General features: G+C 53.5%; 14 protein-coding genes. 3 read left to right on the plus strand and 11 right to left on the minus strand.

Annotation, left to right across the window (positions count from 1 at the left end):
- Window positions 1-119: 119 nt before the first annotated feature.
- From R1T44_RS12275 to R1T44_RS12285, 3 genes are all read left to right on the plus strand, one after another.
- On the plus strand, window positions 120-1,841 hold the full coding sequence (locus tag R1T44_RS12275) for an LTA synthase family protein (RefSeq protein WP_288388071.1): 1,722 nt from the start codon (window positions 120-122) through the stop codon (window positions 1,839-1,841).
- Window positions 1,838-10,048: a type I polyketide synthase gene (locus R1T44_RS12280; RefSeq protein ID WP_317292109.1), complete on the plus strand. Its 8,211-nt coding sequence runs from the start codon at window positions 1,838-1,840 to the stop codon at window positions 10,046-10,048. The genes R1T44_RS12275 and R1T44_RS12280 overlap by 4 nt, the downstream gene beginning before the upstream one ends.
- Window positions 10,049-11,187: 1,139 nt before the next feature.
- Window positions 11,188-12,525 (plus strand): aminotransferase class I/II-fold pyridoxal phosphate-dependent enzyme, encoded by a 1,338-nt coding sequence (locus R1T44_RS12285; RefSeq protein ID WP_288388112.1) that lies wholly within the window; start codon window positions 11,188-11,190, stop codon window positions 12,523-12,525.
- A 184-nt stretch (window positions 12,526-12,709) separates the two neighbouring features.
- Here the strand turns inward: R1T44_RS12285 and R1T44_RS12290 are convergent, their stop codons facing one another.
- The 11 genes from R1T44_RS12290 to R1T44_RS12340 all read right to left on the minus strand — a co-directional run bounded on the left by R1T44_RS12290 (window position 12,710) and on the right by R1T44_RS12340 (window position 25,098).
- Complete coding sequence (locus R1T44_RS12290) at window positions 12,710-13,360, minus strand: DsbA family oxidoreductase (protein ID WP_288388110.1); 651 nt, start codon at window positions 13,358-13,360, stop codon at window positions 12,710-12,712.
- Between the two features lie 232 nt (window positions 13,361-13,592).
- Window positions 13,593-14,753 (minus strand): O-antigen ligase family protein, encoded by a 1,161-nt coding sequence (locus tag R1T44_RS12295; protein WP_317292110.1) that lies wholly within the window; start codon window positions 14,751-14,753, stop codon window positions 13,593-13,595.
- Window positions 14,754-15,178: 425 nt separating this feature from the next.
- Window positions 15,179-16,345 (minus strand): nucleotide sugar dehydrogenase, encoded by a 1,167-nt coding sequence (locus tag R1T44_RS12300; RefSeq protein WP_317292111.1) that lies wholly within the window; start codon window positions 16,343-16,345, stop codon window positions 15,179-15,181.
- Window positions 16,346-16,613: 268 nt separating this feature from the next.
- Entirely contained in the window at window positions 16,614-17,618 is a 1,005-nt protein-coding gene (locus tag R1T44_RS12305; protein WP_317292112.1) for an NAD-dependent epimerase, read from the minus strand.
- Between the two features lie 60 nt (window positions 17,619-17,678).
- Entirely contained in the window at window positions 17,679-18,866 is a 1,188-nt protein-coding gene (locus R1T44_RS12310; RefSeq protein ID WP_317292113.1) for a hypothetical protein, read from the minus strand.
- Window positions 18,867-18,911: 45 nt separating this feature from the next.
- Window positions 18,912-20,054 carry a glycosyltransferase family 4 protein gene (locus R1T44_RS12315; protein WP_317292114.1) on the minus strand — a complete coding sequence of 381 codons (1,143 nt, stop codon included), beginning with the start codon at window positions 20,052-20,054 and terminating at the stop codon, window positions 18,912-18,914.
- Between the two features lie 11 nt (window positions 20,055-20,065).
- A complete protein-coding gene (locus R1T44_RS12320) occupies window positions 20,066-21,016 on the minus strand; it encodes a glycosyltransferase (protein WP_317292115.1) in 951 nt (316 codons plus the stop codon).
- A 29-nt stretch (window positions 21,017-21,045) separates the two neighbouring features.
- On the minus strand, window positions 21,046-22,170 hold the full coding sequence (locus tag R1T44_RS12325; RefSeq protein ID WP_317292116.1) for a glycosyltransferase: 1,125 nt from the start codon (window positions 22,168-22,170) through the stop codon (window positions 21,046-21,048).
- 4 nt (window positions 22,171-22,174) lie between these two features.
- On the minus strand, window positions 22,175-22,612 hold the full coding sequence (locus R1T44_RS12330; RefSeq protein ID WP_317292117.1) for an acyltransferase: 438 nt from the start codon (window positions 22,610-22,612) through the stop codon (window positions 22,175-22,177).
- Complete coding sequence (locus R1T44_RS12335) at window positions 22,609-23,802, minus strand: hypothetical protein (RefSeq protein ID WP_317292118.1); 1,194 nt, start codon at window positions 23,800-23,802, stop codon at window positions 22,609-22,611. The genes R1T44_RS12330 and R1T44_RS12335 overlap by 4 nt, the downstream gene beginning before the upstream one ends.
- A complete protein-coding gene (locus R1T44_RS12340) occupies window positions 23,803-25,098 on the minus strand; it encodes an exopolysaccharide biosynthesis polyprenyl glycosylphosphotransferase (protein ID WP_317292119.1) in 1,296 nt (431 codons plus the stop codon).
- Window positions 25,099-25,120 lie beyond the last annotated feature (22 nt).

Genomic DNA, 25,120 nt, shown 5'->3' on the forward strand with positions numbered 1-25,120 from the left:
TCGTCGCCATGGATCTTGATCAGGGTCGAGTACTCGACCGGACACTACACAGCCCCTGCGACGGCAGAGGCTAACGAGGTCGGCATTACATGGAGTTTGTCATTGCGTTTGTGTCTTTCATGGCCGGGCCACTGCTGGTCGGCCTCGGGTTGACGCTGGGGCTTGAGCATCTGCTGCTGAAACAGATGACGACACCGCCAGCCGCATTCTGGCGTCGCCCCGTCAGCGCCAGGCTGGCACATGTCGGGTACTGGTGCGCCAGCTGGTCACTGTGCACCTTGATCACCCAGCGCCCCTGGTTCTCGCTGATCGTCGTCAATGCGCTATGGCTGGTGGTGCTGCAGGTCAGCCACACCAAGTACGTGTCGCTGCGCGAACCCTTCCTCAGCCAGGACTTCGAGTACTTCACCGACGCCATCAAGCATCCGCGCCTGTACATCCCCTTCTTCGGCATCGGGCTGACCATCGCCGCGACCACGGCCGGGGCGCTGGCGATCGGTCTGGGACTCTGGCTCGAGCCCGCGCTGGGCTTCTCCGCCGCCTACTCAGGCAATGCCGCTGTGTGGCTGGTGCCGTTGATCAGCGCACTGCTCGGCGCGAGCCTCCTGGTCTACGCCCTGGGCAACCGTCTGGCCAGCAAGGTAATGCTGGTCCCCGAGTTCGACCTCAGCGAGCTGGGCATGGTGGCCTACCTGCTGTCCTATGCGCGGCTGGCGCGTCGCCCGCTGACGCCGCTGCGCAACCCCTTGGAGGAGGCACAGCGCGAACTCGACGCCACCTTGCGCGAACTCGATGACGAGGCCGCCACCAAGGCACTGCCCCATGTGGTCAGCGTGCAGAGCGAATCATTCTTCGATGCCCGCCGCGTCTATCCCCGGGTACGTGACGACCTGCTGCCGAACCTGGACCGCTGCCACTTCACCGCCTTGGCCCAGGGCCTGCCATGTGGTCGCTTGGCCGTGCCGGCGTGGGGCGCCAATACCGTGCGCACCGAGACCGCCTTCCTGACGGGGCTGACCGCCGAGGAGCTCGGCGTGCACCAGTTCAATCCCTACCATCAGTTGGCGCGTCGCGCCGTGCCCAATCTGGCCGCCAGCTACAAGGCAATGGGCTATCGCACGCTGTGCATCCACCCCTACCCGGGCACCTTCTACCTGCGCAATCAGGTGCTGAAACAGCTCGGTTTCGATGAATTCCTCGACATCGCCCACTTCAGCGATGCCGACAGGAGTGGCCAGTACATCAGTGATGCCGCCGTGGCCGCCAAGGTGGAAGACTGCCTGCTGGAAGCCGGCGACACGCCGTTGTTCATCCAGGTGATCACCATGGAGAATCACGGCCCGCTGCACCTGGAAACCTTCGACAGTGCACGTCTGGCGGAGTGGTACGACGGAGACCTGCCGGAGAACTGTCAGGAACTGGGCATCTATCTGCGTCATCTGGTGAATGCCGACGCGATGATCGATCAGCTCACCACCGCGCTGGCGCGACTGCCGCGTGGCGGGCTGCTGTGTTTCTATGGAGACCATGTGCCGATCATGCCCGAGGTCTACACGACCCTGGGCGAGCCCAATGGCGTGACCGACAGCTTCATCTGGTCCAGCGCCCTGCCGGAGTCCGACGACACCGCCCGCCAGACCATGGCGGCCGTGCGCGACAAGGACCCGGAGCTGATGGAGTGGGCCCTCGATTGCGAAGGGCCCTTCAAGACTGACGAGCAATGCCGCAAGGGCGACCCGCGCGTCATCAATATCGATACATTAGGAAGTGCGCTGCTGAAGGCGACCGCGAAACATGCTCGCCACAGTGCCGTGACTCAGAAGTTCAGGAGCTTGTCATGACCCGACGCGTTGCCATCATCGGCGCAGCCAGCCGTTTCCCCGGCACCACTCAGGCCACCCTGTGGGACGACCTCCTGGCCGGCAAGGACATGGTGACCGAAGTCGCCGACGACCGCTGGAGCAAGGAGTCTCTCTCGCACCCGGACAAGAAAGCCCCGGGCATGAGCTACAGCTTCGCCGCAGGTTCACTGGGCGACATCACCGGCTTTGACCCCGCCTTCTTCGGCATCAGCCCGCGCGAAGCCGCCAGCATGGACCCTCAGCAACGCATGCTGCTGGAGATGAGCTGGGAAGCCATCGAGCACGCCGGCATCCCGGCCGAGAAGATGCGCGGCTCACGCTGTGGCGTCTTCATGGGCATCGCGAGCCTGGATTATTCCTATCGCATGGCGGATGACCTGAGCGCCATCGGCCCGAATACCGCGACCGGCAATACCTCCAGCGTGGCCTCCAACCGCCTGTCGTATGCCTTCGACCTGCACGGCCCGAGCCTGTCGCTGGATACCGCCTGCTCTTCTTCGATGGTCGCCTTCCATCAGGCCTGCCAGTCGATCAGAAGCGGCGAGACCGACATGGCGCTGACCGGCGGCATCAGCCTGCACCTGCATCCGTACGGCTTCCTGATCTTCTCCAAGGCCACGATGCTGTCGAAGACCGGCCGCTGTCAGGTATTCGATGAGGCCGGCGACGGCTATGCGCGCTCCGAAGGCGGCGGCGTCTTCCTGCTCAAGGATCTCGATCAGGCCATCGCAGATGGCGATCGCATTCTCGCCGTGGTGGCCTCTTCCGTGGTCAATACCGATGGCTACAAGTCCGGCCTGACCGTGCCCAACCCGGCGGCGCAGATCCAGTTGATGGAACAGGCCTGCGAGCAGGCCGGCATCAGCCCGGACGAGATCGACTACCTCGAGGCCCACGGTACCGGCACCGCAGTCGGTGACCCGCTGGAAACCCGCGCCATCGGTGCCGCCATCGGCCAGAAGCGCTCCAGTCCGCTGCCGATCGGCTCGATCAAGAGCAACATGGGTCACCTGGAAACCGCCTCTGGCGTGGCAGGCCTGGCCAAGGCACTGGGCGTGATCGCGCACCGTGAAGTGCCCGCAACGATCAAGATCCAGCGCCTGAATCCGAAGATTCGTACCGACGAGTGGAATCTGGATATCGTCACTCAGCCGCGCAAGCTCAAGGCGGACGGGCGCCTGGTCGTCGGCGTCAACTCCTTCGGCTTCGGTGGCGCCAATGCCCACGTGCTGCTGGAAAGTGCCCCCGAACAGTCGTTAGCGCAACCGCATACTGAAGGCGAACAGACGCCGCCGCTGCGCCTGAGCGCCCGTTCGCCACAGGCGCTCAAGCAATCCGCGCTGGAGCTGGCAGAGCACCTGCGTGAGCTCGCCGCCCACGACATGGCGCCAAGTCTCTACGATCTCGCCTGGCAGCTGGCCGCTCGTCGCGAGCACCATGTGCATGGCGCCCTGCTCAGCGCGGATACCTTCACCACCTTGCTTGAGGACCTCGACACCCTCGGCAGCGAGGGGGATCTCGGTGACCATCCACGCATCACCCTGGCAGACCGTCTGCCAGCATTGCCGAGCGCCAGCGACAATGGTGCATCGCCACGCCATGGCGCAAAAGTCGTCAGCAGCGTGCAGCAAGAGCGCGGCCCGGTGTTCGTGTATTCCGGCAATGGCTGCCAGTGGGCCGGCATGGGTCGTACCCTGCTGGAAGAATCCGCCAGCGTGCGCGCCTGTCTCGAGCGCCTCGATGTCGCCTTCCGCGACTTCAATGGCTTCGAGCTGCTCAAGGAGCTGGACGGCAGCCTGAGCGAGAAAGGCGAGAACCGCCTGGACGCCACCGAGATCGCCCAGCCGACGCTGTTCGCGCTGCAGGTCGCGATCACCGAATGGCTGATCGAACGCGGTATCCGCCCCGCTGCCGTCACCGGCCACAGTGTCGGCGAAGTCGCTGCCGCCTGGGCCAGTGGCGCGCTGACGCTCGAACAGGCCACCCGCGTCATCTTCCAGCGCAGCTACCACCAGGGGCGCACCCGGGGCACCGGCGCGATGATGGCCGTCGGCCTCGGCGAGTGTGAAATGCGCGAGTGGCTGGAGCAGCCGCAATGGGCGTCGCTGTCACTGGCTGGCATCAATGGCCCGCGCGGCACCACCCTGGCCGGCGAGCGTGAGCTGCTGGAAGCACTGAGCAAGGAGCTCTCCGCCCAAGGCACCTTCGCACGGGTACTGGGGCTGGATTACGCCTTCCACAGCCCGGCGATGGACCCGATCAAGCCCGGCCTGCTCGAATCCCTCGACGGCCTGACGCCCCGCGCCACCCATACCCCGTTCATCTCCACCGTCACCGGCAGCGTCATTGCCGGCGAGCAGCTGGATGCACGCTACTGGTGGGAGAACATCCGGCAGCCGGTCATGTTCGAGGCCGCCGTCACGTCGCTGGTCAACTGGCACTCCGAGGCGGAGGAGAACGCTGCCCTCGGCCGCCATCGCCTGCTGGTCGAGATCGGCGCACACCCGATCCTGCGCAGCTACCTGAACGACATCCTCAAGGCGCGCAGTGACGAGGCGCCCGCCGGCCAGGTGCTCGCCAGTCTCGACCGTCGCCATGCCGGGCTAGATGCCCTGGAGCATCTGCGCGGTCGCGTGCTGCTTTCCGGCGCCGTCGACATCACCGGCCTGTTCCCGGTCGCCGGTCAGTTCGTCGAGCTGCCAAGCTACCCGTGGCAACGCATCCCGTGCTGGATCCAGACCACCAGCGAAAGCCAGCGTCTGCTGGATCGTCATTACGTGCACCCGCTGCTCGGTTATCGTCTCGCTCAGCAACGCCTGACCTGGGAAGCCCAGCTCGACACCCAGAAGGTCGCGTGGCTGGCCGACCACCAGGTCGGCGAGAGCGCCGTCTTCCCGGGGGCCGGCTATCTGGAGCAGTGCCTGGCCGCCGCCCACGAATGGCAGGCCGCCAGCGCCGATGCGGACAGCCTGCCCGACGTGCTGGATCTGGAAGACTTCGAGATTCGCGCCCCGCTGCTGCTCGATGACAGCACCCTGCGCCTGACCCGCCTGTCGCTGGACAGCGCCAATGGCGCAATGCGTCTGGAAAGTCGTGAGACTCGCGCAGAAGATGCCGACAAGTGGAACCTGCACGCCGTGGCGCGCGCCTTCACCGCCACGCGTGGACGTTTGCTGGAGCGAGCCGCCCCGATCATGCCGACTCGCGCCGCCGATTTCGGCCGCGATGAGCACGTGGCGGCTGCCGCACAACTCGGCCTGCATTACGGCCCGCATTTCCGCGCCGCCGAGCAGATCTGGGTCGACGCGGGCAACGACCATCACGCACCGGGCACTGCGCGTCCGCAGGTGCTGGCCCGTTTCTCGCTGACCGAGGAAATGGCCAGCCAGGACGCCGACTTCCACCTGCACCCCGGCGTGCTCGATAGCGCCTTCCAGCTGTTCATTCCGCTGCTGGGGGTGCTCAAGGGCCAGATGGCGGCCAGCAATGGCATGGCCTTCGTGCCGGTGCGCGTCGGTCGCCTGCAGGTGCGTGAGCAGGTACGCGCCTCGCAGATCGTCACCGCACGCGTCGTGCTGCGCTCGCGTGGCCCGCACTCCCTGTGTGCCGACTTCGAGCTGTTCGACGCCGAAGGCCGCGCCGTGGCAGTTGCCGAAGAGGCCCGCTTCCGCGCCGTACGCCTGGGACGTGATGGCACGGCGCATCTGGATTACCTGGATATCGAACTGACTGCCGCACCGCACCCGCTCACTCAGCCGTCCGCACCGGTATTGGATCTCGCAGGCCTGGTGAATGACGCCATGCAGGCGTCAGGGGCTGCCGATGGTGGTGAGGATGGTGATGCGAATGTTGGTGAGAGCGACGCGGCCGCCAGCGCACAGATGCTGATGGCCGACAGCCAATGTTTCCGCGATGAGTTGGAGCCGCTGCTCGACAGCCTGATGCTCGCCAGCGTCCACGAGACTCTGCTGCGTCACGCAGCGCCGGGCGACCCGGAGCTTGCCCACCTGGATCACGAGGCACTGTCGCGCTGGCAGCGCCGTTGTCCGTTGTTCAGCCGTGCCCTGCTCGACTGGGCCGAGTCACAAGGCCTGACGGAAGCACTCGACAACGGCGACTGGCAGATCAACTCGCTGGATCTGCCCGCCGCCAATGACATCTGGCAGCTGCTGGTACGCGACTACCCGGGCCAGTTCCCGCTGACGCATGCCGCCGGTCGCCTGCACCTGCATCTGGATGAATGGCTCAATCGCGGCATGCCGTTGGACGGGACTCAGTCAGAAGGGACTCAGCTGGACGGCACCGCTGATGAAGCGGTGGCAGATCGCGAGGCGCTGCTCTCGACGGACGCCAGTGCCGCACTGGAGCATCTGCGCCAGCCGCTGATCCCGACGCTGCTCAAGACGGCGGTCGGCAATGCCGGCTGGCAGTGGTTGAGCGCACAGCTCGATCAACGCATCAGCAGCGCGCTTGCCACTCTGCCTGCCGGCCAGCGCCTCGATGTGCTGGAACTGGGGGCCGGCGGCCCCTGGCTGGGCCAGCGTCTCGCGACACTGCGCGAGGCGGATGCACGCAACGGTCGCTACGCGGCGCTGGATTACCGCTTCGTGGCCGCCAGTGCCGGCGCCCTCAGTGAAGCCAATCGCCTGCAGGATGACTTGCCGCTGATCGACGTGATCGCGGGCGAGTCCTTCGAGGACACCGCCACGCCCCGCAAGGCTCAGCTCGCCATCGTGCATCTGGACTTCGAGGCACCGTCACAGGCGCGCGAGCTGCTGACAGCACTGATCGCCTGTCTGGCCCCCGGCGCGCAGCTGCTGCTGTGTGGCTGTGAACCGGCGGCCTGGGCCGGGCCGATTCTGGCCCTCGATGATGGTAAGCAGCTGCGCAGTCATCCGGGCATCGCGCAATGGCAGCGTCTCTTGACCCAGCTGGGCCTCGACATCGAGTCACCAGCGCCTGCCAGCGACAGCCTAGCCAGCGATCACCTGGGTACTGAAACATCAGGTGCCTGGTGGCTGTCCGCGACACTTGCCGCTCAGGCACAGCTTGCGGAAGGCCAGACGGCGCCAAGTGGATCAGTTGAAAGCGAAGCAGTGGCAAGCTTAGCCGCAGAAAGCAAAGCTGTAGAAAGCCAAGCCGCCACGCTCTCCATCGCGCTATTGGATTGCCCGCAGGCACCGGCGGATCAAGCACTGCTGACGCGCTTGAGCGACTCACTCGCCGCGCCTGGTCATCAGGTCAGCCATCAGCGCCTGTCAGCCAGCCTGCCTGCGGACGTGTCCGCATTGATCGAGCAGCTTGGCGACGTTGATCACCTGATCGCGCTGCCCAGTGCTGCGGCGACAGCTGAGCAGAATGGTGCGGATCACACCAATGCTCTCCAGTGCGCACGCCAACAACTGCTGACGCAAGTCGCCCAGGCCTTTGACAGCGCCCAGGAGCAGGACGACAGCCGCGTGGCCCCGACCCTGTGGGTGCTGACACATGACGTGGCGACGCTGTGGCAGACAGATGGCGCCCCCGCGGCGACCCCGCCGGCGGATGCCGCCAGCTGGGGCTTTGCGCGCAGTCTGGCCAACGAGAGCCAGTCGCTGGCCATTCGCCTGCTGGATACGCCGACGCTGGAGCACGACGCCGTCAGCATGCCGGCCTTGATGGGCGCGCTGGTACAGGAACTCGAAGCGCCGGATCACGAGCAGGAAGTGGTGCTGAATGCTACTGGCGCGCGCTTCGCGACACGCCTGCGTCAGGTAGCAGCGCCTCAGCAGGCCGCTGGTGGCGAGAGTGCCCGCTTGCAGATCTCAGGCTCGCAGACATCAGCCTCTAAAGCCCCAGGCACCCAGCGCCACGGCGTCAGCCTCGGCTTCAGCCAGCCCGGCCAATTGCGCAATCTGGAATGGCAGCCACGCATTCTGCCCGCCGTGGCAGCCGGCGAAGTCGAAGTGCGTGTCGAGGCGACCGGCCTCAACTTCCGCGATGTCATGTACACCCTCGGCCTGCTGTCGGATGAGGCCATCGAACACGGCTTCTCCGGCCCGAGCCTGGGACTCGAGTTCTCGGGCATCGTCACTCAGGCCGGTACCAATGCCGAATTCAAGGTCGGTGAGCGCGTGGTCGGCTTCGGCCCGGCCAGCTTCTCCGACCGTCTGGTGATCGCCGACACGGCGCTGGCCCATGTGCCCCACGGCGTCAGCCTGGAAGCCGCGGCGACCATCCCGACCACCTTCTTCACCGTCTACTACGCGCTCAAGCATCTGGCACGGTTGGAAGAAGGCGAGAAGGTACTGATTCACGGCGCCGCCGGCGGCGTGGGCATCGCGGCATTGCAGATCGCCGAATGGCTGGGCGCCGAGGTGTTCGCCACCGTCGGCTCGCCGGCCAAGCGCGACTTCCTTGCGCTGATGGGCATCACCAACGTCTATGACTCGCGCAGCCATGGCTTCGCCGAGGATATCCTGGCCGATCTCGCCGCACGTCAGCAGCGTGACCCATCCGTCGATGCGCGTGGTGTCGATGTGGTGCTCAACTCGCTGGCCGGTGAAGCCATCGCCCAGAACCTGCGCGTGCTCAAGCCGTTCGGGCGCTTCTGTGAGCTGGGCAAGCGCGACTTCTACGAGAACACCCCGATGGGGCTGCGTCCGTTCCGCAATAACCTCAGCTACTTCGGCATCGATTCCGATCAGCTGATGAAGGAATGCCCGGGCCTGACCACGCGCCTGTTCCGCGAGATGATGGCGCTGTTCGAGGACGGTACCCTGGCGCCGCTGCCCTACACCACCTTCGATGCCAGTCAGGTGGTCGAGGCCTTCCGCTACATGCAGCAGGCCCGCCAGATCGGCAAGGTCGTCGTCACTCAGCGCGTCGCCGAACACGCCGCTGAACAGACAGCCAGTGCAGTGTCCCATCAACACGACGCGCAAGCGGCCAAGGGAAAGACACTGACATTCGACCCGGCGGGCAGCTATCTGGTCACCGGCGGTCTGGGCGGCTTTGGCCTGCGCAGCGCCGAATGGCTGGCCGCGATGGGCGCGCGTGAACTGGTCCTGCTCGGGCGTTCCGGCGCGGCCAGTGAAGAAGCACAGCAAGGTGTCGCGCGTCTCGAGGCCCAGGGCGTGAACGTGCATGCGCTGGCCTGCGATGTCGCCGATGAGGCCGCGTTATCAAAGGTGTTCGCACGCTTCGGCAAGTCCGCTGACGCCGATGGCATCGCACCGCTCAAGGGCATCATTCATGCCGCCGCGGTAATCGATGATGCACTGATTCGCCATCTCGATGCCGAGGGTATCCAGCGTGTGATGACGCCGAAGCTGGAAGGTGCACGCCTGCTGGATCACCTGAGTGCCGAGCATGCGCTTGACTTCTTCGTGCTCTACTCCTCGGCTACCACCCTGTTCGGCAACCCGGGACAGAGCGTCTACGTGGCGGCCAACCACTGGCTGGAGGGGCTTGCCGCCCACCGTCGTGCACGTGGCCTGCCCGCCACCTGCGCACGCTGGGGCGCGATCGAGGATGCCGGCTTCCTGGCACGCAACGAGAAGACGCGCGAAGCACTCAAGAATCGCCTCGGTGGCGATGCGCTGATGGCAGACCATGCCCTGGCCTGTCTCGGCAAGATGATCAGCGCGGATCAACAGGCCCAAGCACTCGGCCTGCCAGGTCGCTCACTGGGCGTGCTAGAACTGGACTGGGGCGCGCTTGCACGCTTCCTACCAACCGCCGCTACACCCCGCTTTGAGGAAATCGCGCGTCGCGCCGGTGAGGATGACTCCAGTCAGGCACAGCAAGATGATATCGCCGCGATACTGGCAGGGCTTACAGGTGAGGCGCTTCAGACGGCCATCGTTGAGATACTCAAAGGCGAGCTGAGCAAGATTCTACTGATCGATGACACGGCCATTGACGTCAATAAGAGCGTCTATGATATGGGCTTCGATTCACTGATGGGGGTGGAGCTGATGACGGCAGTCGAGGTGCGTCTGGGGATCAGCATTCCGGTGATGATGATCAGTGAAGCCGCCACCCTGTGGCGTCTCGCGGAGCGCCTGATGCACAAGATGTCAAATACCGACGGCGAGGATGCCGAAATCAGCTCGGAAGACCAGGCCATGGCGCAGCTGGTGAAGCAACATGGCAGTGAAGCAGCCACAGCGACTTCTAAACGCGGTGAGATGGTCAGCAAGTAACGCGTAATACTAGATGATCATCCAATCCTGAAATTAGTTGATACTTTTGGAACTCAAACGAGCACAATTTTGCATCGGTCGTTTGAGTTCCAAATCCATTTGAGGCTGAATTTGTAGATAGCACTCGCTCGTGCCTCAGCACTTGCCTCGAGCAGACCGAAGTGGAGATGCCAGCCATAAGGACCTGTAGACACCTTGAAATACGGCTACGTTGACAGGCGCTGACGTCGATCAACTAGTAAGCGATGAATCCAGGGAATGAAGTGAACATCAATATTTCAACCATTTTAGGACGCTAACTTCAAATTTGATGCCGAAAGTATCTACACCCTCTTACACTTATTGCGCTAAAAAATAAATGACAACTAGTGTTTTACTTACTAGAGTATTATAGCCAGCGGTGTTGCCTAAACGGACAATAGGCATCATCCAGTAAGTTCCCATATTTTCATGAGATGAGATCACCTTCATGGACGAAATGAGCATCCTGTCTGTCAACGCACATAGAGACATCGTAGATCATGTGCCTTTAGCTATCACTACGAGTACCGAAGGTTACGCATTGCTCCTTGCCCGAACGCAGCAGGCTACTTATCTCGTGATCGTCCAGCTGATGGGACGCACTGTCTCGACAATAGAACTCGCCTCATCGCGTTATGCGGAATTTGTCATTCAGCTAATCGATGAACAAATTCGGCAACACCCTGGGCTTCGGGGAGAGGAGCTCAATACGCACATTACTCTCAGAGCCAAGAACCATTTAACCCGTACCCCACTGCCTGGCGACTTTCTGGCTCCTATCGCTTGATCGCCCTGGCCGCTGAGTGCAACCGCTCGCCTGGCGGCCAGCCAAGAACGGCGATAAGACCTTGATATGGCAGCACACGTTGGATAATTGACATTATTGTGTGCGCAACGCCCCGTGCCGTCCCCCTCTTCGACCAGCATGATCTCAGTGCACTCACGAACTCGCACGCTTGCCTGCAAGACGCCTCCTGAAAGCCTGAGAGATTCGTCCCCACACCTGCAAAGACTTGCCCTCTTGCGCGTGCACACTCATCATCGGGGAAAAGACTGCTTCTACTTCAAGGACTTCCTCTTTGGCATCTCGTCACTCCTCCGGCCCCAACCCCCGCGACATGAAACAACAGTTGTTGGACAAAGCGCGTGCCCGTCGCACCCAAGCTACCGCCGCCATGGCGGGCGAGGCTGACAATGATGTGTTTGCCCCCAGGACACCGACACTGGAGATCAGCGACGACTTCGTGCGCTTCGATCGCCAACCCGGCTATCAGCAACTCAGCATGATGCAGCAGGCAGGCGCCGCCTTTGGCGTGCCGGAGCCCTTCTTCCGCGTGCATGACGGCTGCGCCGGTGCCACGACGCGTATCGAGGGGCGTGAGCTGGTCAACTTCGCCAGCTACAACTACCTCGACTACTCGCGCCATCCGGAAGTGGTCAAGGCCGCGGCGGATGCTGCCGCGCACTATGGCACCTCGGTGTCGGCCTCACGCGCCGTTTCTGGCGAGCGTCCGATCCACCAGCAGCTGGAAGCTGCCGTCGCGCGTACCTACGACGTCGAGGATGCGGTGGTCTTCGTCAGCGGCCACGCCACCAATGTCTCCACGCTGGGCTATCTGCTCGGGCCGAAGGACTTGATCCTGCATGACGAGTGGATCCACAACAGCTCGCTGGTCGGCGCTCAGCTGTCCGGCGCGCGGCGTATGCCGTTCGCACACAATGACCCGGAGGCGCTCGAAGCGCTGTTACGTGCCCAGCGGGGCAAGTTCGAGCGCGTGCTGATTGTCACCGAAGGCCTCTATAGCATGGACGGCGACGTGCCGGACCTGCCGCGTCTGATCGCCCTCAAGCAGAAGTACCGCTGCTGGCTGATGGTCGACGAAGCCCACTCCTTCGGCGTGCTCGGCGAGCGTGGTCTCGGCCTGAGAGAGCATTACAACATCGCCGCGCGTGACGTCGATATCTGGATGGGCACGATGAGCAAGACGCTGTCCGGCTGCGGCGGCTATATCGCCGGCTGCAAGGAGCTGGTCAGCATGCTGCGCTACTTCGCGCCGGGCTTCCTCTACTCGGTGGGCATGCCAGCGCAGGTCGCCGCCCCATCACTGAAGATTCTCGAACTGCTGCAGGGCGATGATGCCAGGCAGCGTATCGCCCGCCTGCACGCCGTCTCCGGCTACTTCCTCAAGCGCGCCCGCGCCCTGGGACTCGATGTTGGCGACAGCCTGGGCGTTGCCGTCGTACCGGTGATTCTGGGTAGCTCCATCGTCGCCGCCCGCCTCTCCAACCAGCTGTTCGAGGCGGGCTTCAACGTCCAGCCCATCCTGCACCCCGCCGTGCCAGAGAAGAGCGCGCGGCTGCGCTTCTTCCTCTCCTGCGAGCACACCGAAGCGCAAGTCGACGCCGTCCTCGACACGCTCATGCAGCAGCTGAGCAATATCAAGGCGGGTCTTTGACCAAGGTTGTGAGCCAGAGTGACAAGTCAGCGCAGGAAGTCAGGATGGTGAGCCAAGGCTGATCAGGGGTTCGCAACGCCTTCCCTGCTGACACACCCCACAACGAAAAACGCGGCCCTGCTTTTCAGCGGGGCCGCGTTTTTTATCACGACAGGAATCAGTGGCGGAGCCAGGTGTCAGTGGCTCAAGACTGCTCTACCTTCATTTCGCTCAGCACCTGCTCGAACACTTCCTTGGGCTGAGCACCGCTCAGGGCCCTACGACGATTAAAGACGAAGGTCGGCACGCTGGAGATGCCCATCTGCTTCCAGTGGTTTTCATGCTGCACGACCTGCTCACGTGCCTCGGCGTCATCGAGTTGCGCGAGCCCTTCCGTGGCATCCAGCCCGACCGCGGCCAGCGAGTCCGCCATCACGGCGCGGTCCGACATGTCCTTCTGCAAGGTGAAGTAGTCAGCGTAGAACTGCATCATCAGATCATGCTGCATGCCCTGTTCGGCGGCGTACTCGAGCAGGACGTGGAGCTCGAGAGTATTCACCATGCGCATGTCGTCGAAGAAATTGAAGACCAGGCCTTCCTCGGCCGCCAGAGCGGTCAGATTGCGACGTGCCTCGGCACTGGCCTTGGGCGTGGTGTCGTACTTGCGCTCGATATGGGCGCGCAGATTCTCGCCGTGTGCCGACATGTCCGGGTTCAGCTCGAAGGGCTGCCATTCGATCTCGACCTTGTCTTCCAGGCCCAGTGACTTAATGGCGCTCTCGAGGCGCTTGTAGCCAATGATGCACCACGGGCATACCACATCGGAGACGATGTCGATCTTGAGCTTGTCTTGCATATCCATTCTCCTGAGCGGCGAGGCAACACGCCTTACCGCTCGTCAATATTCGTGAGCGACTGCTCAAATTTGCGCGTACTGTAGACCCCGTGCGTGCTCAGGTCAAAGCCTCTCCAGAGTGTCGGATCGCCTGAGCGTCGAATCGCCAGAGCGCCAAGGACTGAATCTCGAGAGCGCCATGCGCTGAACGCTGTCGCCTCTCCAGGTCTGACATTCCATGCAGACATCCCGATCAGCCCTGATTGGCTTGGGCTTTATCGCAAGCGGCAGGCGGAGATACCTCAAGGCGACGCTCATGCGCGCGCAGCGTACCCCAGACGATCGCTAACCAGTAGGCGTAGACCATCACGCCGCTGGCCTGAGAGAACATCACCCAGGTCATCCCGAAGTCGAGGAAGGTCAGCGGCAGCAGTACCCCGGCGACAGCCAGTGAGCGCAATGTAAGGTCGTCACTGTCCAGACGACGATAGAAGAGGCGCAGCGGCACCAGATAGAGGGCCAGCAACGCAAGCAGCCCCAACACCCCGCGCTTGACCCACGCATCGAGAAACTCGTTATGGGGATGTTCATACGGCTGCACATGGCGGCTCAGCTCGCCCTGTTCGATCATCGCATCACGCGCCTCGGCATATCCTGTCTCGCCCCTGCCTAGCCACGGCTGCTCGGCAATCATCAGCAAGGCGCCCCGCCACATTTCGAGACGCGCCCCCGCCGAGGTGCCGGCATTGCGGTCCTCCACGTACTTCGTGACATCCGAGACACCGGCTTCGACACGTTGCTGGATACCGGTGGCCGGCGTCATCACCATCAGAGCGATCACCCCGGCACACATGAAGACGCCCAACCGCAGCACACGCCGCGAGATCACCTCACCATAACTGCGATACAGCACCCAGGCGGCAAACGGGAAGCCGATCCAACCGCCGCGCGTCCCCGACATCAAGGAGCCGATGATGCCGAATGCGCCACCAATCAGCAGCGCCAGCAACCAATAGCGCCGCCTAGCTCCCGCCTGACTCATCGCCCAACCAAGGCCTGCCAGACACATCAGCCCCATCAACATGCAGATATCGCCGAAGTTGATGGTATTGGTGAAGCCACCCGCACGATGCACGCCCCACACCAACTTCTGCCACATCGCCCAACTGCCGGTCAGCACACTGCCGAAGATCAAACCGCCCCACATGGCCCCGAGCGAAGGGGGGCACGACAACACCAGCAACAGCACCGGCACAGCCAACAACAGACGAATCGGCACGCTTGTCGTCTGCCATGCATCCCCCTGCAGCAGGATACTTACCAGCAATAGGGCCGCGAGGCCTGCCACCACGCCGATCACCGCCAGGTCTTCCTTGTGGGCGGCACCCAACAGCGGGCGCGGCTCTCGCAGCAAGCAATAGCTACTGATCAACACCAGCAACGCCGGTCCCAAGCTATAGCCAGAAGGCATCACCAGGCTGAGCAAGCCGAACAGGAAAACACTGCAGGAAACGGCGCGCGAGATCATAGGGGAAAAATACTGAGCAACTCCGGATGAATCCGAGCGCGCAGCAGAAGCGAATGACGGCATACCTGGCCTTCCTGATCCAAAGATGACGATGTGAACGGTGATACGGGCATCTCGGCCGAATACGACCAAGCGCCGTCGTGAGCTTGATGAGCGGGATAGCCTGACACAACTGCCCTCCTCCTTGGCATCAGGCGCACAGCATGAAAGTCATCACCTGCTCCCTCTACCCCGTACCTTGTTAACCCATACGAAAACGCCGCATCACAAGGATGCGGCGTTTGAGTTTGATCAAGAATCAGAGCTCTGGATCAATCGTTGCCGAACAGATCGCGGGTGTAGACCTTATCGACCACATCAGCTAGCTCTTCCGCCATGCGATTGCTCAGGATGACGTCCGCCTCCTGCTTGAACGCCTCGAGATCCCGCATGACGCGTGAACCGAAGAAGGTGTCTTCTTCCAGCACCGGCTCGTATACCACAACTTCCACGCCCTTGGCCTTGATGCGCTTCATCACACCCTGCATGGCACTGGCGCGGAAGTTGTCAGAACCGGACTTCATCACCAGGCGATATACCCCCACCACCTGCGGGTTGCGCTTGAGCACGGATTCCGCGATGAAATCCTTGCGCGTGGTGTTGGCATCGACGATGGCCTGGATCATGTTGTTGGGCACTTCCTGATAATTGGCCAACAACTGCTTGGTATCCTTCGGCAGACAGTAGCCCCCATACCCGAATGACGGGTTGTGGTAATGCTGCCCGATGCGCGGGTCCAATCCCACACCTTCGATGATCTGCCTGGCATCCAGGCCATGCGATTCGGCGTAGGTATCCAGCTCATTGAAGTAGGCAACGCGCATCGCCAGGTAGGTATTGGCGAACAGCTTGATGGCTTCTGCCTCAGTGCTGTCAGTGAAGAGCACATCAACACCCTGCTTGATCGCGCCTTCCTTGAGCAAACCAGCGAACACCTCGGCACGCTCGGAGCGCTCACCGACGATGATACGAGACGGATGCAGGTTGTCGTACAGTGCCTTGCCTTCGCGCAGAAACTCCGGCGAGAACATCAGATTCTGTGTCTGGAAACGCTCACGCGCCTCAGCCGTATAGCCCACAGGTACTGTAGACTTGATCACCATCACCGCGTCAGGATTGATATCGCGCACATCCTGAATCACCGCTTCAACACTCCTGGTATTGAAATAGTTGGTGGTCGCATCGTAATCCGTCGGAGTGGCGATAATCACGAAATCGGCATCGCGGTAGGCCACTTCCTTGTCGAGGGTAGCGCGGAAATTCAGATCTCCACGTGCCAGAAACTCATGGATCTCGTTATCGACGATAGGCGAGATACCACGGTTCAGGCCTTCCACCTTCTCCGGCACGATATCCAACGCGACGACTTCATGATGCTGAGAAAGCAGCATGGCGTTGGAAAGACCGACATAGCCGGTGCCTGCGATGGCAATTTTCATTTCAAATATTTCCTGTGTTTACCGTAACGAAAAGCTAAAAATACTGAAGACATCAGACTGCTGGCAGGCGCTGAAGTTCCTAGAGGGAAAGCCAAGTTGAATCACCGCCATCCTCCTTGAGCAATCTGATATCAACATCAGCACAGTCATGTACTGCCAAGAGCTATCAGTGAATCTCAACTGATATGACGATAGCCACTGAACAATACAAATGAAAACCTGACTATAAAGATGACATCTTGATTAGGTAACGAGCAGCGAAACCCTCCTAGATGGAGAAGTAGTTGCGGTACCACTCCACAAAACGGCGAGCCCCTTCTTCTACCCCGACTTGCGGACGATAGCCAGTCGCAGCAAAGAAATCTTCAGTATCTGCCCAGGTCTGAGACACATCCCCTGGCTGCATATCCATATAGTTTTTCTTGGCCTCAATACCCGTCGCTTTCTCAACGGCACTGATGAAGTCCATCAGCTGAACCGGACTACCATTACCGATATTGTAGAGGGCATAGGGTGCAGGGCTTTCATCAGGCGCCAGACCTTCCGCTGCCGACTTCTGACCGGCCTGAGGAATTACGTCCTTGATACGAATAATGCCCTCAACGATATCATCAATGTAGGTAAAGTCACGCGACAAGTCACCGTGATTATACACATCGATGGACTTGCCCTCGAAAATGGCCTTGGTGAACTTGTACATGGCCATATCCGGGCGGCCCCATGGGCCATACACGGTGAAGAAGCGCAAGCCAGTCGTCGGAATATCGTAAAGATGTGAGTAAGTATGAGCCATCAACTCATTGGACTTCTTGCTCGCCGCATACAGGCTGACAGGGTGATCCACACCATCCTTGGTAGAGAACGGAACCTTGGCATTCAGGCCGTAAACAGAGCTGGAAGAGGCATAGACCAGATGTTCAATCTTGTGATGACGGCAGCCTTCCAGGATGTTCAAGAAACCCAGCATATTGGCATCCGCATAGGCATGCGGGTTTTCCAGCGAATAGCGTACCCCTGCTTGAGCAGCCAGATGGATGACATGAGAGATCTCGTTGTCAGCAAAGACTTTCTCTACTGCATCACGATCTGCAAGATCAAGCTTCAGAAACGTAAATTCAGGAGATTGCTGGATAAGCTCGAGGCGAGCCTCTTTCAGCGAGACATCGTAGTAGTCATTGAGGGAATCAATACCAATTACATTATGGCCTGCTTCCAGCAGACGTTTACTGACTTCAGCGCCTATGAATCCCGCCACTCCAGTTACTACAATCATATTAACCTCTAGCTATATTCATTTAACGGATTTATCATACTGTACTGCAATATTTAGGAGCTATTTATCTCTCAAGGATATTAGGTAAAAATAATATACAATAACAACATCTCCAATAACCCTTGAGAAAAAGTAAGACCCTTTAAATGAAGCCGCAACCATAGTAAACAACATTAAGGTAAGGTAAAACTCTTTGTTGCTATATTTATATTCCACAACCTTAGTAGCTATACTAATATAAAGTAAAAAAACTAGGGAGCAATATAAGAAGGGAGATAAAAAACCATTACCCCAAAGAAATCTTATAAAAAAAACATCCGAATTAACGATATTTTGCTTAGGAGAAACTGAGTTACCAATAACAAAAACGGAATTATCATTAGGCAGAGTATAATGATTATTAATTAGATCTTTAGAGCTGTAATCGAGAACTTCATTTCCTTTGTACATATTAATAAAAATAACAAAAGATTTATCGACAGTTTTTTTTATCACATCAGAGTTTTCATATTTAGACATTACTAACGGTACAGACAAACTTGCGACAAAGACCAATGCTATAAATTTTTTAAAGAACAAACTAAAGCTTCTGGACTTTAGTACTAGAGCTAGTATAACAACAATACCAATAAGTAAAGCAGTTCTCGATGTAATAGTAAGGCTTATAAGCAAGACAACAAAAACAATGTGCTTAAAAACAAGCATATACTTATTATGCTTATCAATAGCACCTAAACTTATTATTCCCAATACACTTAACAACCCAGCAACTGGATAACCACTCATAAGACCAGGCTTTCTATAGGGGGTAATTACTGCTTCAGAAAAATCAGGATTTAATAGGAACTTTTCTATTCCAAAATGATAATGTAGCGTGTATTGCAATATAACGACCAGCGCATTAACAAAAGAAGCTATTACAATCGATAAAAGCAGGGCATTAGCTTTTGCTGTGTATTTTCCATACATTAAACATAAAACAAAAAAAACTAAAAATAACCGCAATGGCTTTAATATAAATTCTGAAACAAACTGGAAGTTATTAAATATTGAGGACAATAAAGACAATAAAATTAATAGAAGACATCCTGTTAAGAATAAAACATGCAACTTGCTTAACTTAAAACAAACTTTACTTTGCAATATTTTAATTGTTAACAATAAGCATAACGATAAAAAACTTAAATCTATTACGCCGACTTTTGGTAGTAATATGAAAAAAGTTAAAAGTAAAAACTCAATTAACATGTCGCTCTCAGACTAAGTTTGATTAACAATATATGACTAAGCGACTCAAAAATTGCAATTTTCGACGCGACCATTAATTACTCTATCAGCAACGTTGAGATACTCTTGAATGACTATTTTTTCATCGAATTTACGTTCTGCTATTAGTCTGGATTGTTTCTTCATTTCTAAGAAATCTTGATCCGAAAGTAGCATAATTTTTTCCATTGCATTAAGCAAGCTCTCTGCAGAACGCGGTTCGATTAAAAAACCATTTAAACCATCTACAACTACGTCACTACACCCAGGAGTATTAGTTGTAATTATAATTTTACCAGACGCGGCAGCTTCTAGAAGAACTCTGGGAGTACCTTCCGGATAATATGATGGAAGTACAACAACATCAGCAGAGCGCATAACTTTATGCATCTCATCAGATTGACCAATAAATTTAATATTATTATTATTTTTTGTATATGAACATATCTCCAATTCCCCCACTCCACGCTCAGTATTATCAGCTACTCCAGCTAATATAAAGGAGCTATTCACATATCTCTTACTAAATTTATTAGCACTTTCTAAATATTCGATCACCCCCTTCTGTTTAATTAATCTCGATGCCATTAAAAATTCAACTCGGCCGCTATTAGTTATATAATTAGGTTTAAATTTATTTAAGTCGACTCCAGACCCTGGTAATAAACTTGCTTTATCACTCGAAATATACCCAATTTTTATAAAGTGATTCATATCAGCTGAATTTTGAAAAAAGCAATGTGCTGATTTTTTATAAAAATAAGATATCATGCTTTTATAGATTAGGCCTGTAAATCCATTAATCAGGGATGCTTGACCTACCCCGGACACATTCACGACAACAGGCTTTTTTAGCAGTACACCAGCTATCAAGGTATACAAATTAGTTTTAGGATTAAAAGAGAATACTAAGCGATGCTTAACAGAAGACAGTTTAGTTATAATAGAGATTAGTGAGTGTATTTCGTTAATTATATTTTTACTTTGTGGCTTAAGCTTTATCGGCTCGAAACAAACGCTATTGGAAATAGTTACTTTTGAATCTTCAGGGGTATAAACATAACACTTAAACCCACAATCTGTAAATGACGTAAGTGTTGATTCTCTAAAATTCTTAATATACCACTTGCTATTAGCTATAAAGGCAATTTCAGGTTCTTTTATTAGCATGTAATTCATTCTCAAAGTTTAGATTTAACAACATATTTAAGATGGCTGTAAAGATACAAAAACTGCTCTTTAGATAAGAATATGGACCTTGTCAAATAAGTCAAAAACATAATAGGATTTTTTTTACTTCTCATTGCTTTCAGAAATAGCTTCTGACTTCTTTGGTGTTTAAAATTTTCTTTATCATCAAATTTAATGAACTTTTGAAGGCCGCTAAGACTATCCCGATAAGCTAAAGTATTCTTCTTATAGCTGTTTATTATAAATCTTTGACATTTTCTTTGTAAAAGAGATTTTTTTACAGAAATCGAATTATTATTAATGCGATAATAAACTAAAGGGTCGGGGTGGTTAGAAATAGTATAGTTATGTAAAATGGCTCGTAGAATGAAATCTAAGTCTTGAGCCGCAGGTATATCCCTGTATCCTTCTAAAGCTTCATAAACCTCTCTTTTTACAAACCAAGTAGGGTGATATGCAATACTTTTACATAAAACTTGTTCCTTCAGCTTCGTGAAGTCACTTGGATTACTTGATAGACCTACTACAGTCTCATTTTCATCAATCCTATATATGCTACTGCCACATAGGCTTATGCTAGGATTGCTTTTCATAAACTCAAACTGCTTCATATACCTATCAGCAAAATTGATATCATCTGAGTCTAAGCGTGCGATATAGTCCCCAGAAGAAACCTGGAACGCCTTATTAAGTGAGCTAGCTAACCCTATATTTTGCTTATTCTTCACATAAATTAATTTAAAATTGATATCTACTACATCAGACTTTATTTTATTTATAAGAACATCGACATCTTTTTCGTATTGAGGATTATCAAGTACTACTATTAGCTCATTGAAAAAATAATTTTGGTTAGTCTGATCCACTACTGACCGTAATGATTTTTCAATCCAATCTATAGGCTCTTTGTAAATAGAAATAATAGTTGATATTCTTTTCATAGATCAAAACTCCTTTATAGCCCGTTGTTCTATATATCGTTTAAAATCATCTCATATTTCTCAGCTATGACATCTTTATCAAATTCCCTAGATCTATTCACCATTTTGTCTTTATCAAAGCGCATTGTTTCAAAATCAATTAAAGCCGACTTTAAAGAGCTTGGAGACATATATCTGTATAACACTCCAAGTGAATTGTTATAATAATCTGTAGTAAGATCTGAATCTATAGTTAAGATTTCACGTGGCCCCGTTTTACAATCAGTAGAAATAATAGGCACCCCTAAAGCTAACGACTCCAACAATACATTAGGAAATCCTTCAGACCTTGATGATAGCAATAAAGCCTTTGCATGCTTCATATATAAATATGGATTATTTTTTGATCCAATGAAAAATATATTTTGCGAGCCCTTCGCTAATTCTTTTAAATACGTATATTCTTCACCACTACCAACAATCAGTAAATTGTATTTTTTCAAACTATTGAATACTGAAATAATTTCGGGAATGTTTTTTACTGAGCTTAATCTACCTACAAAAATAAAATAATCCTTAGGTAATTTTTCTTCTTCTAACTTATTTTGTACATTGGCATCTAGGTTAATTTTATCTACATCAATACAGTTCTGAACAACATAATTATTAGTAGCAGGTATTCGGTTCTTAAAGGCTTCTAACATTCCTTCAGTCAAAAAGATTCTTTTATCACCTTTGCGATACAATATTTTAATAAGAGACAAGTTAATTTTATTTAACAAGCTTTTATTGAATTTGTACTTTTCAATCGAACCATGAGTGACAAGAATGCTTTGGTATTTAATTAAATAACGGCATATGGCATTAATATAATTTGATCTAAATAAATGACTTATTACAATGCAATCTTTATTTCCTCTAATACATAGTAACAGCTTAAGTAAACAAGTTATATTCAAAACAAACGAGAGCTTACTACCGGTTAAATACTTACTTAATGGTGAGCAAATAATATCTACAGATTTTTCAACTGAATATTTTATATTATTTTCGATTAATATTATAGAAACAGATTTACCGGTAGAAGACATTGAGTTAGCAAGATCTGCTGCCGCTTTTTCACCGCCACCATTAGACAAAGAGTTTACTAATATAAATATTTTTTTACTATCCATTATTTCATAACTCTTTTAAAGGAATGGCGGGGACACCAATATATATTTTCCCATCACTAAGACTTTTTGAAACAACCGCGCCTGCTCCAATTACAATATCGTTTCCTATAGTAACGCCTGGCAAAATTACTGCATTCGCGCCTATATGCACTCGATTTCCTATATTAACATTGTTGAATGTGTGAGTGCCATCAAATTTATTATAATCTAAAGTAGTTGATAGGATTTTTACCCCAGCCGATATTGACACATTAGAGCCTATTACAATCCCTCCAGAAGCATTTATATAAGAATAATCATTAAACGTAACATTATCACCAATTTCTAATTTTTTTGGGCATACTACTCGAACAGGACCATAGGTATGAAAGCCATTGCCATAGCTCTTTAATTTCCGTTTGAGTATAATTCTATTAATTTTATTTAAAATTCTAAATATCATTTAAGCATTCTTCCAAATATAAATCGATAAGAAATTGTAATCGAGCTCAGTGGAGCTAAATAAGCTATGATAAAGACAGGTAACGATAGATACCTATCCGATACATACTCAAAGAACAATAGCATTGTCACTATTGTTATAGCCGCTGAGATCGAGACTACATACTTCAAGCTCGTATTTTTCCTTATAGCGATAGCGGATTGACAACAATAATAATTAGACACCGCCACTCCCCCCATTAAGATTGCCAGAAATATTAGCTGGATATTTTCTAAGTTATATTCTATTATGGCAGAGGACACTTCTAATATAAATATACAACACAAAGTTAATACAAGGAAGGCTGCAATTAAATTGTGCTTAACTATGATATCTTTAACTTTTTCTTTTAACAAAAGAGTTTTACTTTTTTCTTTAATGAAAGCTAAGACAACTGGTTCACAAACCTTCATGATTAAAGATGAAATTCTTTGCAATATCCCGAACTTACCTAGTGTAGCAGCCCCCAAATTTTGATTTATCAATATACCTAATATTGGCATTAATGAAGCCGAAATAATTCGGTAAGAAACCACATTATAAGAATTTTGCAGTATGGTTTTGATAACATATGCTCGAATAGTAACCCTCTGAAAATCCTTCCTTCTGTATAGTATCAAGCAAAGATTTGGTAAGAACAACAAAGCTCCATGCATTAATGCTATTATTTCTATAGCAATACCTTTAAAAATAGAGAAAAGTATAACTAACAAAACTATAGACTTAATAATTACTTGGATCTTAATGACAGTATTACCATAACCATTCGTAGCATACCAAATATTATAATTAAACAGCTCTGCTGCTAGAAATAGCATCATATAGGCCAACATAGAACTGCTAAATCCATATCTTACGGACATTGCAATACCAATGGCAACTATTATAAATATAATCAGCTTAACTATAAATAAATTGGCTACTAGTAGTGCACCTCTATGACTCAACGCTCTTTTTAGTAATAATGGCGCGGCTCCTAACTCAACTATTATCACCAAGAATGCAACAATAGTCTGGGCTAAGAAATATTCTCCGTAGGCATCTAATGAATAACCCGTGATCAGCAAAGGTATAAATATCAAAGGAAAAACAACTTCGATCCCTTTATTTATAACTAGTATTTTCATGTTGCTTCTGAAGCTACTAGACATTTACCTAGCTCCAGAACCAAATATCACTGTTTTTATTGTTCTAACCAGGATAAGTAAATCCAACCAAAAGGAAAAGTTTTTTATATAATAAAAATCATACTCTAGCTTCTCTATCATACCTTCTACTTCTGCTGCATATCCCTGTTCTACTTGGGCCCAGCCAGTGATACCAGGACGCACAACATGACGGTAGTGGAAGAATGGTACGTCTTTCTCGTACCACTCCGTCAGGCTCATGGATTCTGGGCGTGGCCCGATCATGCTCATATCGCCTTTCAATACATTGAATAATTGGGGCAGTTCATCCAGACGACACTTGCGGATAAAGTGTCCTACACGAGTAATACGGGGATCGTGACCTTCCTGAGTGAAACCGGTGCCCTTCATATCAGTATACATGCTACGAAATTTGTAAACAGTGAAGGGACGGCAATGGAATCCCATACGCGGCTGACAGAATAGTGCTTTACCGGAGCTATCCAGACGAATGGCAATTGCCGTCAATAACATGACGGGGGCCAGCAACGGAATCAGGATTAACGCGGCGAGAATATCCATACCGCGCTTGATGACTTCATAGTCTTCACGCGGTGTCAGCGAGCCAAATTCGTTGGCATAGAGGTGATCTAGCAGGACCTTGCCAGTAATCATTTCATGCGCCTGGGTGGCGTGGTAGACCGGAATACGATGAATCGTGCAGTCAGCAAGGAAGCGTTGCCATTCTTCCGGGAGATCCGCACGTAAATCCGCGACTACTGCATCGATACGCTTCATACCCACAAGTGTAGGGGCCTCCAGCTGGTACCAATACACTGATTTGCTGTGATCATCACACAACGCAGGCGCCTTGCCGAAAGGCACTACTGCCATACGTTTAGTAGTCAGTTTGCTGTCGACATAATAGAAAGCCCCGCCAAAGATGATCGCCAGTACAAAGGAGATACCCACCTGGAGACGAGACACTTCAATTTCCAATACACTGCAGATGATGATCAGCAAGGTATAGGAAGCCGCGACGGTTGGGATGACATAGGTGAAGGATCGTGTCCCCGGTAACTGGCACAGGCGATTGATCAATGTCAGTGATAGGGTGAAAGCTGCAGCAGTCCCCATAATCGCATTCCACTGCGCCAGTGTGGAGGTATTCCAGAAATCAAATCCCCAGCGGTACATGGCAGGCAGTACGACAACCAGCAGCACGCCAAAAAATGTCTGTATACGCTTACTGGCCAGCAAGCGCTCGTAATGACGTGAGTAACGTCGTTGATGCTCCATGGTAGAGCTCGCTTCTTTCATGACGGGTTCCCTTCGAAATCAA

The sequence above is a fragment of the Cobetia amphilecti genome (assembly GCF_032923285.1).
GTDB classification, from domain to species: domain Bacteria; phylum Pseudomonadota; class Gammaproteobacteria; order Pseudomonadales; family Halomonadaceae; genus Cobetia; species Cobetia amphilecti.